Below are 16,121 nucleotides of genomic sequence, written 5' to 3'. Positions count from 1 at the left end.
ATCGGACGTCGGGCCATCGAGTCTGCTGGGAGATCGCGATCGAAAAAGCGAGCTCACCGCAGTGTCGCGGAGGCGGCCCTGGCGATTGACTGCGGCTGGCACCGGACTCTACGGTGGAACAGATATTTGGTCAACGGGGTCGTCGCACGCCCCGCGGATGGAGGTAACGAGTGACAGAGGTCGTCGACGACGGTCGGATGCCCGGGCTCGAGATGGTGGCGTCGGCCCTTGCCGGACGCGCGGTCGCGGTGGCTCCCCTGGAGGCCGGCGAGCCGCCCTGGACCGACGGTCAAACCGTGTTCGTGGACCCAGGCGAGCGGGCGCTCGCGCTCCGGGCGATTGCCGTTCAAGCGTCGCTGATCGCGGCGGGCAGCCTCGATGCCGAGCTGCTGCGCCGCATGTCCCGACGCCCCCGGGTCGTCGAGCGGTACCTTGCGCTCGAGGGGTATCGCGCACTCGCGGCGAACGCCGAGTTGCTGCCCGGCACGATGGCGGGGCTGGTTGATCGCGTGCTGGCCGCGCGCAGCGACTCGCCCGAGTCGTCGCTGGCCATCGCCATGGGAAGGGATGTGCTCGCCCAGCCACTCCCGTCCTTCGGCGTGATCCAGGTCAAGAAGATCCTGGCCGCGAGCGGGCGCGTGGCCAGTCAGGCCGACCACGACGCCGTTGGCCACGTGCCGCGGCGAGAGGGCAAGCGCGAGTTGGAGGAACTCGACGACGGCGAAATGACCGATCCCAACAGCGGCCCTGACCTGTTCACCAGCCCGGTAGGCGGCGGTGGCTTCATCGGCAAGTGGCTCAAGAAGATGTTGGGCTCGAGCCGTCAGTCCGACGGAAGCGGCGGCGGACCTCCTGGTGCGGATGCCCCCACGCACCGCACGAATTCGGCCAACCGCGGCGCACATGCGGTGTCATCGACGGCTTCCGTCGCGTCCGAAGACGGCCCCGACCCGAAGACCGACGGGGTGAAGTACCCCGAATGGGATGTCAATCGGAAGTGCTACCGCTCCGATTGGTGCACGGTGCGCGAAGTGGATCCGCGCATCAACGCCTCCGCGTCAGCGATCATCGATGACGCGATCGCGCTGCGGCGTCCGCTGGCCCGGCTCGGGATGGGCCTGCACCGCCGACGTCGGCAGGCGCAGGGGGACGACATCGATATCGACGCGGCAGTCGAGCTGCAGGTGGAACTCGCGGCTGGTTCGGTGCCCGAGGAGTCGGTCTATCTGGACAGCCTGCGTCGTCGCAGGGACCTGTCGGTTCTGGTGCTCCTGGATGTCTCGGGTTCGACCGCCGAGCCGGGCACAGTCGGACGGACCGTGCACCAACAGCAACTCGTCGCGGCGGCCAACCTGGTGGTCGCCCTGCACGACCTCGGGGACCGGATCGCGCTTTACGCCTACAACTCTCAAGGGCGCGCGGCGGTGAATCTGGTGCCCGTCAAGCGCTTTGACGAACATCTGGATGCACAGAGCATCAAGCGGCTCAACAGCCTGGAGTCGGCCGCGTACTCGCGGCTGGGAGCGGCGATCCGACACGGCTCCGCGGTCTTGGAGAGTCATGGTGGAACGTCCCGGCGACTGCTGGTGGTGCTGTCCGACGGTCTGGCGTACGACCACGGCTATGAGCGAGATTATGGCGCGGCCGACGCCCGCCGGGCGCTGACCGAGGCCCGCAGGCGAGGCACGGGGGCGGTGTGTCTGACCGTAGGGGCCAGCACCGACGCGGCGTCGCTGCGAAAGGTGTTCGGCAGTGCGGCGTACGCGACCGTCGGTCAGCCCGATCGTCTCGTCGGCGTCATTGGCCCACTGTTCCGTTCGGCGATCCGCTCGGCAGAGGTCCGGCGCCGAGTGTCGTGAACCTCGCACACACTTGAACCAAACATCTGTTCCGGATAGGCTCGGTTCACTGCAATGCCCCAGAACGAAAGGAAGTCATGCCTGATTCGTGTGTCCTGGTGTTTCGACTGCGGGCGTGGGTCAGCTGATGGATGAGCGGGTGAGCACCCAGAACGGCGCCGTCGCCAAAACGGCGGAGCGTCCGTATTACGAGTCGGTCGGCAATGAAGGGGCGGTCTTCAAGGCGGCCTACCGTCAAGGACTTTCGTTGTTGCTCAAGGGCCCGACGGGATGCGGCAAGACCCGTTTCGTAGAGGCGATGGCACACGACCTGCGCCGGCCGCTGATCACGGTCGCCTGCCACGACGATCTGTCCACCGCGGACCTCGTCGGCAGGTACCTGCTCAAGGGCAGCGAGACGGTCTGGGTCGACGGCCCGCTGACCAGAGCGGTCCGCGAAGGTGCGATCTGCTACCTCGACGAGGTCGTCGAGGCCCGTCAGGACACCACCGTGGTACTGCACCCGCTCGCGGATCACCGGCGTCAACTGCCCATCGAACGACTCGGAGTCACGCTCGATGCGGCGCCGGGCTTCGGACTGGTGGTGTCCTACAACCCGGGCTACCAGAGCGTCCTGAAGGACCTGAAGGACTCGACGCGGCAGCGAATGGTCGCCATTGAGTTCGGGTTTCCGGCGCCAGAGGTCGAAGAGGGCATCGTCAGCCACGAAGCGGGTGTCGACCACGCGACGGCCGTCGAGTTGGTGCGATTCGGCCAAGCGATACGTCGCCTGGAAACCGGCGGGCTGCGGGAGGTGGCGTCCACCCGTGTGCTGATTGCGGCCGGGCGGTTGGTGGCCGAGGGGTTGTCGATGAAGGACGCTGCCAGCGCGGCGATCGCGGGACCGCTCACGGACGACGTCACGGTGAGCCGAGGGCTGAACGAGCTGATCGACGTGTATCTCGGCGCTGCCGGGCCGTGAGTCGTCATTGACGATAGGTCGCTCGCGGCGCTATCGTCTGAACAAATATTAGGTCTCTGGTTCGTCAACCTATCTTTCCAGGCCAATGGAGGTCGGATGTCCTACGAAAGCACCGCCGAGCCCATCAAGATCGGCTACTTGATGGACTTCACGCTCCCTCCGGGGTTTCCGGAGGACCTGTTCGCTTCTTTCACTCAGACTTTCGATCTCATCTTCGAAGAGGCCGTCGAGCAGGGCCTGATGGACCGCCCTGTGCGGATGATCTACCGCGAGGTGGAAGGCCTGCCCAAGGGTTCGGTCAAGGCGGTCATCGATGCCTACGGCGAACTCGTCGACGAAGGGTGCCTGGTGGTGTTCGGTCCGAACATCACTGACAACTGTGTGCCGTTGCGCGAGGCCATCGAGGAGCGCTTCAAGGTTCCGGCGATCAGCGTGACCGGTACCGACGACTGGCTGGGGGAGTGGACGTTCGCATTCCCCCAGGGGTCCATGACCGATGAGCCGATCTTCCTGGCCGACCTCGTCGCCAAGCGTGGACTCACCGAGATCGGCGTACTGGCGGAACAGAGCCTCATCGGCGAGAGCTACCTGAAGAACCTGCGAAGTGCGTGTCGCCGCAAGGGCATTCGGATCGTCGCCGAGGTCGAGATCGCGCAGACGGCGCAGGACATCAACGCGGCCGTGCAGACCCTGCACGAGGCGAAGGCCGAGGCGATCGTGCACCTGGGCTTCGGCTTCGGGATCGTCTTCATCAACCCGGCGCTGGAAAGCCTCGGCTGGGACCCCCCGCGATTCACCACCACGGCGTTCCAGAACGCGTGGGTCAACCCGATCATGTGGAACGCATTCATGGGCTGGATCGGGATCGACCAGTACGACGAGGACAACCTGGTCGGACAGAACTTTCTGGACCAGTACGCCGCGAAGTACGCGGGCAGCAGGCCCGAGTTCTGCGTCACGGTCGTCAACCGCGACGTCGCCGCCACCCTGGTGCGGGCGTTCACCGACGCACATCCGCTCAGCCCGCGCGGCGTCAAAGAGGCGTTGGAGCGGGTCAAGATGCTGCCTGCGGCTTCAGGTGCGCCGGGAACCCGTGTCTCGCTTGGCAAGTGGACCCGCAGGGCGTGGATGGGTGCCGGCTACCTGGTGGCCCGCACGCTCGACGCCGACGGCATCAACTCACATCTGGTCGACCGCTTCGGACAGGAAGGCTGATCAATGACGACTCAGGAATCCAAACCACCCGAGGCACAGACCGAAGCGCCGGCCGGTTCGAAGGGTTCGGCGCGCACCGGACCGAACTGGGGTCGCGTCATCGCGCTCTTCTCCTGGCTCGGCTTCCTGGGGTTGTTCCTCGTGGTCATGCGCCTCGACGTCGACCCGCGAGTGGCGAACCCGAATGTCGAGGGGCGGCCCCGCCCAGTCGGGTTCCTGACGGGATTCGATCACTGGCAGGTCATCCCGCAAGCCGGCGCCTTGATCATGGTGGTGGCGCTGACCATCGTCTTCATTCGTGGTTGGCGTAAGAACCCCGGCAGTCCGGTGCTGCTGATGGTGCTGTGCACCACGCTGATCGTGTGGCAGGACCCGATCATGAACTGGTCGCCATACGCGGTGTACAACCCGATGTTGTTGCACTGGCCGGAATCCTGGTACCTGATCATGATGTCGCCGACGGTTGAACCCTTCATCGTGTTCGGATACGTGACGTTCTACTTCGGCCCCTACTTCCCGGCGATCTGGATCCTTCGTAAGTTGCAGGCGAAGCGCGGTCCCGAAGCATTCGTGACTCGGCACCCGCTGCTCAGCCTGGGCGCACTGGTGCTGGTGATCGGCTTCATCTTCGACGCCATGCTGGAAGTCAGCTTGGTGCGCACGGGGCTGTACATCTACTCGCAGACAATCCCATTCGGCACGTTGTTCCCCGGCAGCACCTTCCAGTTCCCGCTGCTGTGGGAGTCGCTTTCGGTGACCTTCGTGATGATTCCGGCGGCGATCCTCGTCTACCGCGACGACACGGGGAAGTCGGTGGCGGAGAAGCTCGCGGCGAAGGCCAAGCTGTTCCCCAAGAAGCCGGTACTCGGCACGTTCCTGGTGATGTTCGCGATCATCAACGTGTCGTACTTCGCCTACGGCGGGTGGTTCTGGGTGATCAAGGCCAGCGGTGCCGCGACGTCGGTGGCCTGCCCGTGGCCATACCCCGAGGCGAAGGTGTTCGACCCGCAGGGCTACTACGAGAAGGCCGGTGCCGAAGGGCCGTTCTCGGTCGGTAAGTGGTCGACGTGGCAGTACGCGCTGCCGGACGGTCGGCCGGACGTTGAGGCGCCACCCCCTGGGCAGGGTCCCTGTGCACCGGAGCACGCGAATGGGTGATAAGCGCTCGCGCGAAGAACAGAAGGTGACTGACGTGAGAACGGTCGTCATCACCGGCGCGGCCCGTGGGCTCGGGTTCGCGTCGGCGGTGCGGCTGTATCGCGAGGGCTGGCGCGTGGTGGCTGCCGTGCGAACGCCGGACCGCGCCATGCCGCTGCTGCGGGAGGCGACCGGAGCGACTGACGACGACGACCGGCTGATCGGTGTCCAGCTCGACCTGATGGATGCCGCGTCGATCGCGGCTGCCGCGAAGACGATCGAGGAGCGCGTCGGCGCGCCGTTCGCGCTGGTGCACAACGCAGGCATCTCCGCCGCGGGCATGGTCGAGGAGACCGATATGCAGCTGTGGCAGAACATGTTCGCCACGCACGTAATCGGTCCGGTGGAGCTCACCAAGGCGCTATTGCCCGCCATGCGGGCGGCGGGCGAGGGCCGGATCGTGCTGGTGTGCAGCTCGGCCGGGGTGCGCGGACAGCCGGGCACCGGACCGTACTCGGCGAGCAAGGGCGCCATGGAACGCTGGGGCGAATCGTTGGCTGCTGAGATCGCCCCATTCGGGCTGGGCGTGACGAGTCTGATCACGGGTACGTACGACACCGACATCATCACCGACGCGGGTACCACTGACGATCGGGATTTCGCAGGGCCGTACGCGCGTCTGCATCAGACGATGAATAGCCGTGGCCGGTTTGCGATCAAATTTGCACGACCACCAGAGAAGTTCACCGATGGCCTGGTGAAGGCGTTGGCCGACCGCGGAGCGTTCCGCCGTCACGGCGTTGGGCCGGATGCCTCGATGTTGTTGGTGTCCAACAGATTGCTGCCATCGCCTGGGATGCATCACATGTCGCGACTGGTGCTGGGCATTCCCAGCCACGGCTCCATGCGCGGTGGCGCGTGGCCGTTGACGGGCACCCAGCGGGCGATGGTGTTGGCGGCCAAGGTGATTCCCAAATCAGTGATGCAGCGTCTGGCTGACCGGGCCGCCCGCAAGACCGCCGAGCAAGGGAGCGAGCGCAATGACTAATGGACTGACTAGTGCCACGACGGCCGCCTATGAAGCGCGCATGCTGATCGACGGAAAGCTCGTCGACGGCGAGTCCGGAACCTTCACCAACATCAATCCCGCCAACGAAGAGGTGCTTGGCGAGGTCGCCGACGCCTCGAAGGCGGACATGAATCGGGCGATCGATGCGGCCAGGCGCTCGTTCGACGAAACCGACTGGTCCACCAACCACCAACTGCGCAAGCGGTGTCTCGAGCAGCTTCACGACGCAATCGTGGGCGAACAGGAGGATCTGCGCGAGGAACTCATCCGCGAGGTCGGGGCTCCGCGCGCGGTGACGCACGGTCCTCAACTGGATGCACCACTCGAGGACGGCCTGAGGTATCCGGCGCGACTCATTGAAACCTTTCCGTGGGAAACAGATCTCGGCGATACCGTCGTCTCCGTCACTGGGGTGAACACCACCCGAAAGATGTGGCACGAACCGGTCGGCGTGGTCGGTGCCATCACGCCGTGGAACTTCCCGTTCGAGGTCACCATCAACAAGCTCGGTCAGGCTCTGGCGACCGGAAACACGGTGGTGCTCAAGCCTGCGCCCGACACGCCCTTCAACGCCACCCGACTTGGTCGGCTCATCGCCGAGCAGACCGACATCCCAGCGGGTGTCGTCAGCGTCGTCACGGCGTCCGACCACTTCGTCGGTGAGGAACTCACACTGTCGCCGAAGGTCGACATGATCTCGTTCACCGGTTCGACGGTGGTCGGTAAGCGGATCATGGAGAAGGGTGCGGCCACTATGAAGCGGCTGTTCCTGGAACTGGGGGGCAAGTCGGCCACCATCGTGTTGGAGGACGCCGACTTCAACACCGCGTGTCTGCTCGGCATCGGCGCGCTTTTTCATGCCGGTCAGGGTTGCGCGGCGCCCACCCGAATGTTGTTGCCCCGGTCTCGGTATGACGAAGGTGTAGCGATCCTGCAGGGCATCTACGAGAACGTCCCCGCAGCGGACCCTCAGGACCCCGGCACGCTCTGCGGTCCGGTGATCTCGGCCAAGCAGCAGTCCCGCATCCTCGGCCTCATCCAGAAGGGTGTCGACGAGGGCGCCACGATGCTCGTAGGCACGACCGAGAAGCCCAAGCAGTTCGACAAGGGTTTCTGGGTCAACCCAACGCTTTTCACCAACGTCGACAACAAGATGACGATCGCGCAGGAGGAGATCTTCGGACCCGTGCTCGTCGTGATCCCCTACGACGACGAGGACGACGCGGTCCGGATCGCCAACGACAGCGTGTACGGCCTTGCCGGAAACGTGATGTCGAGTTCGCTGGAGCGCTCCCTTGCCGTGGCCCGCCGGCTACGTGCGGGGTTCATCGGGCTCAACGGAACCGCGGGTTACGGCGCGGACACACCGTTCGGCGGCTACAAGGACAGCGGCGTCGGACGTCAGAACGGGCTCGTTGGCTTCGGCCAGTACACGGAAGTGAAATCGGTCGCCTACCCAGCTCAGTAGGCCCAACCTAGGAGCAATCTTGTCAGACCTATTCGACGATCTTGAGGACTTCGGGTCGTTCGACGACGCCGTTTCCGGTGACGTGCGGGACCCCTACCCGGAACTTGCGAGGCTTCGTCGGGAGGAGCCCATCCAGCGGATCGACATGTCCGCGATGCCCGGCGAAGAAGGCAAGCCGGTATTTATTGTCTACCGCTACGACGATGCCCAGCAGATGTTGCGCGACAATCTGACGTTCTCGTCGTCGGGTGTCATCGCGGCCTTCGGTCCGGTGCTAGGTGAACGCGTGATGCTCGGCATGGACGAGCCGGTCCACGGGAGGTTGCGCGGCCTCGTCTCAAAGGCGTTCTCGCAGAAGTCGTTGGCGCGCTGGCAGGACGAATTGGTCACTCGGGTCGGGAACGACCTGATCGACAAGTTCGCGGCCAACGGCAAAGCCGAGCTGGTCAAGGAATTCACCTTCGACTACCCGAGCCGAATCATCGCCGGGCTGCTGGGATTGCCCGAGGAGGACTACCCGCAGTTCCAGCGCTGGTCCATCTCGCTGCTGAGTTGGATCATGAACCCCGAGCGCGGGCTCGCGGCGGCGGCGGCGCTGTGTGAGTACTTCGCGCCGATCCTGGCGGCCCGCCGCGTCGAGCCGCAAGAAGACCTGATCAGCCTGCTGGCCGACGCGGAGATCGACGGCGAGAAGCTCACGGACGAGGAGATCTACTCGTTCCTGCGGTTGCTGTTGCCCGCGGGCGTGGAGACCACCTATCGGTCCTTGGGAAACCTGCTCTTCGGGCTCTTCTCGGATCCCGCTCAGTTGGACGCGATCCGCGCCGACCGCTCGCTACTGCCGCAGGCCATCGAAGAGGCGGTGCGGTGGAATCCGCCGCTGCTGACCATCACCCGCACCACTACCTGCGACACCGAGCTTGGCGGGGTGTCCATTCCCGAGGGGTGTTCGGTGCTTCCGATGCTCGGCTCGACGAATCGGCAAGAGGATCGGTGGGAAGACCCGGACGAGTTCAACATCTTCCGCACCGCGAAGGGGAATCTCGGCTGGGGCCACGGTGTCCATGTCTGCCTCGGCATGCATCTCGCGCGGCTCGAGATGCGCACGGCCATCGATCTTTTACTCGACCGTCTACCCAACCTGCGAATGGATCCCGACGGGGACGACCCGCACATCCGCGGTCAGGTGTTCCGTTCGCCGACGTCGCTGCCCGTGCTCTTCGACCCGGTGGAGGTGTCGTGACCCAGCTCGACGAGACGAACCAGGACAAGGGCTGCCCGGTGGATTTCGAGACCGTCGACTATTTCTTCGACCAGTCGCTGGTGCCCGACCCGTACCCGTACTACGACCATCTGCGCTCCCAATGCCCAGTGCGGCCGGCCACCCCGCACGGCGTGCTCGCGGTGACTGGTCACGCCGAAGCGCTTGCGGCGTACAAGGATCCGTCCATGTCGTCGTGTGTGGCGGTCGCGGGACCCTTTCCGCCGCTACCGTTCACCCCGGAGGGGGATGACATCAGCGCCCAGATCGAGACGTACCGCGCCGAGATCCCGATGGCCGAGCACGTCGTCACGATGGACGGGGACGTTCACGCGAAGACGCGGGGATTGCTGAGCAAGCTCATCACGCCGAAACGGTTGAGCGAGAACGAAGAGTTCATGTGGCGTCTTGCCGACCAACAACTGGACACGTTCATCGAGCGGGGTTCGTGCGAGTTCATGGAGGACTACGCGAAACCGTTCGCGATGCTCGTCATCGCGGATCTGCTCGGGGTGCCACTGGAGGACCACACCGAGTTCCGCCGGGTACTGGGCAACGAGGTCGTCGGCGACATCAACGAGAGCGACACCGTTGCGCACAATCCGCTGGTGTGGTTAGACGACAAGTTCAGGGCGTACATCACGGACCGGCGCCGCGACCCGCGCGATGACGTGCTGACCGAACTCGCCGCGGCCACTTACCCCGACGGTGCGGTGCCCGACGTCGAGGAAGTCGTCAAGCTCTCGACGTTCCTCTTCGCCGCAGGCATGGAGACCACGACGAAACTGTTGAGTACGGGCATGCGGGTGCTGGCCGAGCGACCCGACATCCAGCAGTCGCTCCGCGACAACCGGGCACAGATCCCGTCGTTCCTCGAAGAGGCGTTGCGGACGGAGAGTCCGGTGAAGAGTCACTTCCGACTGGCGAGCACCACGACGAGCATTGGGGGAGTGGAGGTTCCGGCCGGCACGATCCTCATGATGCTGCCTGGGGCGAGCAACCGAGATCCGCAGAAATTCGAGAACCCGCACGAGTTCCAGCACGACCGCCGCAATGTCCGCGAGCACGTCGCCTTCGGGCGCGGTGCGCATTCGTGCCCAGGTGCGCCGCTGGCGCGTTCGGAAGCGCGCATCTCCTTCAATCGGTTCCTCGACCGGATGGCCGACACTCGCATCGACGAAGCCGTGCACGGACCGGCCGACGACCGCTCCTACACCTACGACCCGACGTTCATCATGCGCGGACTGTCCAGCTTGCACGTGAAGTTCACGCCCGTCTCCTAGCTCGCGTTCGGCGGGCGGGTTGGCGCGACTCGAATCACCCGCCGGCGCAGTGCAGCGCGGACGCGCTCAGCCCGTGACCCGGAGACCTTCCACGATCGCGACTAGTGCAGCGCTGGTCTGAATGCGCGCGTCCTGCGGATTCTGGTGCGCCGCAACGTAGAGGGCCGCACCGTTGACGAGAATGAGTAGTAGTTCGGCGAGTGTTCGGACGGGCTGATCCTTGAGGATCCCGAGCGCCGCCGCTTCGGCGAGGGGCGCCTCGATACCTCTGAGCCCACGCGCTTCCTCTAGTTCCTGCCACCGCTTGATTCCGAATACTGCTGGCCCATCGATCAATAACGCTTGAACGTCGCGCGATCGCGAGGTGATTTCGAGGAACGCACTCATCGATGCCGCCAGTCGCGCAAGCGGGTCCGGCTCGTTGGAGGCCAGCGGTGCGAGCTCGGCGACGAGTCGCGCCTGAACGTTGGCGAAGACCGCGACGAAGAGCTCCTCGCGGTCCTTGAAGTGGTGATAGAAGGCGCCGCGCGTCCCGACCCCCGCATGCTCGACGATCTCGGCCGTACTGGTCGCGAAGAATCCTTTCGCGGCCCAGAGTGCGCGCGCGGATTCGATCACCGCATCCCGGGTGGCCTCAGCCTGAGTTTGGCGTGTCATGACTGTGCTACCGTACCGTCACATGCAGGCTGCATGTGAATTTCGTACCGCGACCGAGGCTGCTCGTGAACCAGATCGCTGAATACGAGGCCGATTCCTGGACGCTGTTCGAGGAGTTCAACAAGGGCGTTTCATTCGGACCTCCGTCTCCCTACCCCGAGTTCCACCGCCTGCGCGCCGAAGCGGCCGTGCACCCGGCCATGCCGCATCTCGGTATCACCGAGCAAGCGCCTGCCGGCCAGCCGCAGACGTTCAGCGTGTACGGATACGACGCGGCGACGACGGTGCTGCGCGACGCCGAGACATATAGCAACAGCGCCTACAAGCCGATGATCGGCGAGGTGATGGGACGCACGCTCATCGAGATGGATCCGCCGGACCACCGGGGCTACCGGATGATGTTGCAGCAGTCGCTCTCGCCCAAGGCGATGGTGCAATGGAAGACGGAACTTGCCGAGCCGCTCGCCGCCGAGATGGTCGCCGCGATCCGAGATCGGGGGCGGGCCGACCTCGTCCGCGACCTACTCTTCGCGTTCCCCATGCGCACCTTCGCCGCGATGTTGGGGCTGCCGGTCGAGAAGTTCCCCGTCTTCCATCGCCACGCGATCGAGGTCATCGCCGCGACGAGCGACATGGCGAGGGGTCATGCGGCCGCCGCCGCGCTCGGTCGCATGATCGGGGAGGTGCTCGACGCACGACGCAAGGCGCCACAGGACGACCTGATCTCCGTACTGGCGGAAGCCACGCACGACGGGCAGCGGCTCACCGACGAGGAGATTTTCTCCTTCCTGCGGCTGCTGCTTCCCGCAGGGGCGGAGACGACCTACCGGTCGTGCTCGTCGCTGTTGTTCGCGCTTCTGACTCAACCCGATCAGCTCGCGCTGATTCGCGACGATCCGGAGCTGCTCGGTGCGGCCATGAACGAAGCCTTCCGATGGGAGACTCCGCTGTTGTTCTCTCCGAGAGTCGCCGTCCGCGACTCGGTGCTCGACGGTGTCGAGATCCCCTCCGGCTCGTCGGTCATGGTGATTCTCGGTGCGGCCAACCGAGACGAGTCCCGATGGCCTGATCCCGACCGATTCGACCTCACGCGAGAGCGGCAGGGCCACGTCGGGTTCGGCCACGGTGCGCACCTCTGCATCGGTCAGCACCTAGCGAAGATGGAGACCGAGGTGCTCGTTCGGACTCTGCTGGACGGTCTTCCGGGCCTTCGGCTCGATCCGGATGCCGAACCGCCCGCCATCGTGGGCACGCTCTTGCGGTCGCCTGTCCGCCTCGACGTCGTTTGGGAGGTATGAGATGGCACCCATGCGTGTCGTGCAGTGGACCACCGGAATCGTGGGCGCGTCGGCGCTCCGCGCCATCCTCGACGACGATCGGCTCGAACTCGTCGGCGTCTTCGCCCACGGAGCCGCAAAGGTCGGCCAGGATGCGGGCGCCCTGGCAGGGCGCCCCGCTACCGGGGTCATCGCGACCGACGACGACGACGCACTCATCGCGCTGCGGCCCGATTGCGTGGTGTACATGCCCCACTGGCCCGAGGTCGAACTCCTCGAACGCATTCTGCGAGCGGGTATCAACGTCGTGACGACGGCGCGCCTTGTCAGCGGAGCGCACTACCCGGACGACGCCGGTGCGCGGCTGCAAGCGGCCGCACTCGCAGGTGGCGTGACGTTGGTTGGGACGGGCATGAACCCGATGTACGTCCCCAGTCTCGCCCTCGCCTCCACCGCGATGTGCCGCGACGTCCAATCCATTCGGGTCACCGAGTCGCTCGACTGCGTGGGATACGCGAGCGCGCAAATGTGGGAGGGCTACGGATTCGGTGGTCCTCCGGACACCGGCCGGCTCCGCGAGATTCTGTCGGAGGCCGAGCCTGATTACCGTGAGGCGCTCGACAGTCTGGCCCGTGGAATCGGTCTGGAAGTGGACGATTACGACCTCGTCGTGAAATGTGCTGTCGCCCTGGACGACCGCGATCTCGGCTTCATGCGGATCGACGGGGGGACGGTCTGTGGCACCGATGCGACCTGGACAGGCCGGAGTAATGGCACTCCGATCGTCGAGATGCGGACGATCTGGACACTCGGCAGCATCTTCGGGGCGCCGCAGGAGCCCGAGTGGAAGTTGCTCAACGGGTACAGGATTGACGTGAAGGGCGATCCGAACGTGAGGCTGAAACTGTCCTTCCGACCCGACGACTTCATGGACTTCGACATTGGCACGACGACGGCGATGCCCGCCATCAACGCCGTCACGGCAGTGGTCGCCTCGCCCAGCGGAGTGCGATCCGTTGCCGAGTTGCCCATCGTCACCGCTCGGGGCAAGGTGCGGGTGTGACAAATCGCGTCATCGGGTGGCATTGAGCAGCTCATCGAACGCCGTCTGCATACAGGCGGCGTAGTTGGCGGGGTCGGGTAGCGCGCTGCGGTCGGCGGTGGCACCGATGGAGATGGTCCCGTTGTAGCTGGCCACGACGTGGAACAGATTCATGCCGCCGATCAGCGGGCCCAGGCCCGTGACGTGGTGGAGGCGGGCACCCGCGAAGTAGATCGGTTCGGTGGGGCCGGGCACGTTGCTCACCGTGGTGCTCGCGATGGTGGGAGCGGAGAACGGCATTGCGCTGGCAGCCTTGACGGTCAGCCCGAGCAATGTGGTGGGCACCAAGCCCACGAGTTCCATCAATCGGGAGTTGCCCGGTGTGTCAACGCCTTCCCGGAAGACCGACGTCTCCGCGACGATTGCCGCCAGCCGTTCCACTGGGTCGGCGATCGAGGTACCCAGAGGGTGCAACCTGCCGAAGAGTCGGTTGCCGCCCGCGCCGCGTTCGTCAGTGGACCGGATGGAAGCCGGGCAGGCCGCCATGAGGCTCTCATCGGGCAGTTCGTCGTGTCCCTGAAGGTAGTGGCGAAGCGTCCCGCCGACGTAGGCGAGGGTCACGTCGTTGATCGTGGCGCCGGGCACGCAAGCCTTGATGCGTTTGAAGTCAGCGAGGTCGTGGAAGCGAGCTTCGAAGACCCGGTGTGGAGTGGCCGATCCGTTGAATCGGGTGGCCGGCGCGAACAGTGAGCCGCTTCCTGGCGCCAGTGTGGCGGCCACGCCAGACGCCAGCGCTCCGGGTAGCGAGGGTAGGTGACGAATTGCATTGAGGGCATTGGGAAATAGCACTTTGCTCGCCCGCAGCGGATAGAGCGCGATGTTGGTTGCGGTACGAGCAACCAAGTTCGACGTGGACGGTAGTGCGCCGGGCTCGAAGGGGCGTGCCGGCGGCGCGGGTCGGGGACCGTCTGGGGCGAGGTCGTGCATGGCGGCCATCAACTCGACGCTCTCCATTCCGTCGACGACGCAGTGGTGCAGCTTGAGCGATATCGCGAACGAACCCTTCGGCACTCCGGGAACGGCATTCAACCCCTCGATCACCGTGAGCTCCCACGGCGGACGGCGGAGGTCGAGTTGACGCCCGTGGATGCGCGCGATCTGAATGCACAATTGGCGCCAGTCGCCGGGGTGCGGCAGGGCGATGTGACGCACGTGGTACTCGAGGTCGAAGTCCGGATCGTCGACCCAGTACGGCATGTGCAGCCCGCCGGGTAAGTCCGTCAGCCGGCGTCGGAACGTTGGGGCAAGGTGCAGTCGCGCGTCGATTTCCTCGAGGATGCGCTTGAAGGTGACTCGGCCTTCCGGCGCGGTCGACTGGTCGTAAATGAGCAGCATCTGAATCTGCATCGGGGTTTCGGGCCGTTCGGCACGCAGCATCATGTCGTCGGTCCAGCTCAACTGCTCCATGTGGCTGCTCCGTCCACCTCGACCCGAACTCCAGTCGACACGCTTGGCGCGCGGAGCGCAGCGGTTCATGCAAACTGTCAGCGTTGACATTCAAATGTCTTACGGCAGGCCGATTCGCGTTGAACACGGGTTGGCGCGCCGTACGCTACGGCGATGCTTGGATCGCAACGCGCGCAAGCGGCCCGTATGGTGCGCTCGTACTCCCGTTGGGTGGCCGAGGCCAAACCGGGGGACTACGTCATCGCGCTGAGTGGCGCGTCTGCATCTGTGCCCCTGATAGGACGTCATCTGGGAGTACTCGGTAGTTTTGCGGCACTCGGCGTTGGCGGTCGACGCTATGTATCGAGCATCGCTGCAGGCGTGGTGCAGGCCCGGTTGAGCCCCGGCAGCGCAGAGCAGCGGGCCGCTCACCAGGCGTTGACGCCGAGCGTGCTGACGGCGGCCTTGGACGGCATCGTCGGCGCCGACGTGCTCAGCCAGCCATGGCCCTCGCACCGGGACCGGGCGCCGCTGTGGAAGGCCTCCGGGCAGCGGCGGTACGTACAGCGCTCGTCGGTGCGCTACGGCCCACATCCGAGCCAGCTGCTCGACGTGTGGCGAAGCAAGGACACCTTGAACGAGGATGCCCCGGTGCTCGTATTCATACCCGGCGGAGCGTGGGTGTTCGGCCGTCGTGAGTTGCAGGGCCACACGCTGATGGCCCACCTCGCTCGGCATGGATGGGTATGCCTGTCGGTTCAGTACCGGTCCAGCCCCAGGCACCGCTGGCCGCGCCAGATGACCGACGTCAAGGCTGCGATTGCGTGGGCACGCGCGAACGTCCATCAATATGGCGGGGACCCCGATTTCGTTGCCGTCGCTGGGTGTTCGGCAGGCGGCCACATTGCTACCTTGGCTGGTCTTACCGCCAACGATCCGCGGTGGCAACGCGAGCTGCCCGCCGACGCCGATACGTCGGTGGACGCCGTCGTCAGCGTGTACGGCCTGTACGACTGGCACGACCGGTCCACACCGGAGCGCGACCGCTTCATGGAATTCCTCGAGCGGGTCGTCGTCAAGCGTTCGCAGGCTCGCAATCCCGGGGTCTTTCGCGCCGCGTCGCCGATGGAACGCGTCCATTCGTTCGCACCACCCTTCCTGGTGGTACACGGGAGCAATGACGGTCTCATCCCCGTTGGGGAGGCGCGCGGATTCGTCGACCGATTGCGGTCGGTGTCCGAGTCGGTGGTGGGGTACGTCGAATTGCCCGGCGCGGGGCACGGTTTCGACCTGGTCGATGGCGTACGCACGGCGCCCGTCGTGGCCGCGATCGGCCGGTTCCTTCACCACATGCACCAGGAACGCCTGCAAGCAAAGGTCGATTCGGCGATTTGAGCGCGCCGAGACCGAAGCCATGGTCGCTAACTCGACGCGGTAACGACAGGG

The 16,121-nt window shown here is 65.3% G+C and carries 13 protein-coding genes; 11 read left to right on the top strand and 2 right to left on the bottom strand.

Features of this window, described 5'->3' with window-relative positions:
- The first annotated feature begins 197 nt into the window (after positions 1-197).
- The 8 genes from SLQ30_RS02010 (at position 198) to SLQ30_RS01975 (ending at position 10,253) form a co-directional block, all read left to right on the top strand.
- A complete protein-coding gene (locus SLQ30_RS02010; protein WP_319445581.1) occupies positions 198-1,859 on the top strand; it encodes a nitric oxide reductase activation protein NorD in 1,662 nt (553 codons plus the stop codon).
- Between the two features lie 127 nt (positions 1,860-1,986).
- Complete coding sequence (locus SLQ30_RS02005) at positions 1,987-2,820, top strand: CbbQ/NirQ/NorQ/GpvN family protein (RefSeq protein WP_319445580.1); 834 nt, start codon at positions 1,987-1,989, stop codon at positions 2,818-2,820.
- A 96-nt stretch (positions 2,821-2,916) separates the two neighbouring features.
- Positions 2,917-4,035, top strand: coding sequence for an ABC transporter substrate-binding protein (locus tag SLQ30_RS02000; protein WP_319445161.1), 1,119 nt, complete (start codon positions 2,917-2,919; stop codon positions 4,033-4,035).
- Between the two features lie 3 nt (positions 4,036-4,038).
- Complete coding sequence (locus SLQ30_RS01995; RefSeq protein WP_319445160.1) at positions 4,039-5,193, top strand: spirocyclase AveC family protein; 1,155 nt, start codon at positions 4,039-4,041, stop codon at positions 5,191-5,193.
- Between the two features lie 25 nt (positions 5,194-5,218).
- A complete protein-coding gene (locus tag SLQ30_RS01990; RefSeq protein ID WP_319445159.1) occupies positions 5,219-6,220 on the top strand; it encodes an SDR family oxidoreductase in 1,002 nt (333 codons plus the stop codon).
- The gene (locus SLQ30_RS01985) at positions 6,213-7,709 is read left to right on the top strand and encodes an aldehyde dehydrogenase family protein (protein WP_319445158.1); all 1,497 of its coding nucleotides are present in this window, start codon (positions 6,213-6,215) and stop codon (positions 7,707-7,709) included. The genes SLQ30_RS01990 and SLQ30_RS01985 overlap by 8 nt, the downstream gene beginning before the upstream one ends.
- 19 nt (positions 7,710-7,728) lie before the next feature.
- Positions 7,729-8,952, top strand: coding sequence for a cytochrome P450 (locus SLQ30_RS01980; protein ID WP_319445157.1), 1,224 nt, complete (start codon positions 7,729-7,731; stop codon positions 8,950-8,952).
- Positions 8,949-10,253, top strand: a complete 1,305-nt coding sequence (locus tag SLQ30_RS01975; RefSeq protein WP_319445156.1) for a cytochrome P450 — start codon at positions 8,949-8,951, stop codon at positions 10,251-10,253. Before SLQ30_RS01980 ends, SLQ30_RS01975 begins: the two co-directional genes overlap by 4 nt.
- 66 nt (positions 10,254-10,319) lie before the next feature.
- Here SLQ30_RS01975 and SLQ30_RS01970 read toward each other — a convergent pair whose 3' ends face one another.
- Positions 10,320-10,910, bottom strand: a complete 591-nt coding sequence (locus tag SLQ30_RS01970; RefSeq protein ID WP_319445155.1) for a TetR/AcrR family transcriptional regulator — start codon at positions 10,908-10,910, stop codon at positions 10,320-10,322.
- Between the two features lie 65 nt (positions 10,911-10,975).
- On the opposite strand from SLQ30_RS01970, the gene SLQ30_RS01965 reads away from it, so the two are divergent.
- Together SLQ30_RS01965 and SLQ30_RS01960 are read left to right on the top strand one after the other, a co-directional pair.
- Entirely contained in the window at positions 10,976-12,208 is a 1,233-nt protein-coding gene (locus SLQ30_RS01965; protein WP_319445154.1) for a cytochrome P450, read from the top strand.
- 1 nt (position 12,209) lies between these two features.
- On the top strand, positions 12,210-13,250 hold the full coding sequence (locus tag SLQ30_RS01960; RefSeq protein ID WP_319445153.1) for a dihydrodipicolinate reductase: 1,041 nt from the start codon (positions 12,210-12,212) through the stop codon (positions 13,248-13,250).
- A 9-nt stretch (positions 13,251-13,259) separates the two neighbouring features.
- Here SLQ30_RS01960 and SLQ30_RS01955 read toward each other — a convergent pair whose 3' ends face one another.
- On the bottom strand, positions 13,260-14,696 hold the full coding sequence (locus SLQ30_RS01955; RefSeq protein ID WP_319445152.1) for a wax ester/triacylglycerol synthase family O-acyltransferase: 1,437 nt from the start codon (positions 14,694-14,696) through the stop codon (positions 13,260-13,262).
- Positions 14,697-14,849: 153 nt separating this feature from the next.
- Between SLQ30_RS01955 and SLQ30_RS01950 the strand changes: the two genes are divergently transcribed.
- Positions 14,850-16,070, top strand: a complete 1,221-nt coding sequence (locus tag SLQ30_RS01950) for an alpha/beta hydrolase (RefSeq protein WP_319445151.1) — start codon at positions 14,850-14,852, stop codon at positions 16,068-16,070.
- Positions 16,071-16,121: the final 51 nt, after the last annotated feature.

Origin of the sequence: Mycobacterium sp. RTGN4 (assembly GCF_033804635.1) — a bacterium.
Taxonomy (GTDB): domain Bacteria; phylum Actinomycetota; class Actinomycetes; order Mycobacteriales; family Mycobacteriaceae; genus Mycobacterium.
The sequence above is the reverse complement of the archived record's forward strand: the minus strand, read 5'-3'. Positions and strand labels throughout refer to the sequence as shown.

Bases quoted from the DNA above. Each gene is read 5' to 3' on its own strand.
- SLQ30_RS01960 (WP_319445153.1), top strand. From the start codon at position 12,210: ATGGCACCCATGCGTGTCGTGCAGTGGACCACCGGAATCGTGGGCGCG.
- SLQ30_RS01950 (WP_319445151.1), top strand. From the start codon at position 14,850: ATGCTTGGATCGCAACGCGCGCAAGCGGCCCGTATGGTGCGCTCGTAC.
- SLQ30_RS01955 (WP_319445152.1), bottom strand. From the start codon at position 14,696: ATGGAGCAGTTGAGCTGGACCGACGACATGATGCTGCGTGCCGAACGG.
- SLQ30_RS02010 (WP_319445581.1), top strand. From the start codon at position 198: ATGCCCGGGCTCGAGATGGTGGCGTCGGCCCTTGCCGGACGCGCGGTC.
- SLQ30_RS01985 (WP_319445158.1), top strand. From the start codon at position 6,213: ATGACTAATGGACTGACTAGTGCCACGACGGCCGCCTATGAAGCGCGC.
- SLQ30_RS01995 (WP_319445160.1), top strand. From the start codon at position 4,039: ATGACGACTCAGGAATCCAAACCACCCGAGGCACAGACCGAAGCGCCG.
- SLQ30_RS02000 (WP_319445161.1), top strand. From the start codon at position 2,917: ATGTCCTACGAAAGCACCGCCGAGCCCATCAAGATCGGCTACTTGATG.
- SLQ30_RS01970 (WP_319445155.1), bottom strand. From the start codon at position 10,910: ATGACACGCCAAACTCAGGCTGAGGCCACCCGGGATGCGGTGATCGAA.
- SLQ30_RS02005 (WP_319445580.1), top strand. From the start codon at position 1,987: ATGGATGAGCGGGTGAGCACCCAGAACGGCGCCGTCGCCAAAACGGCG.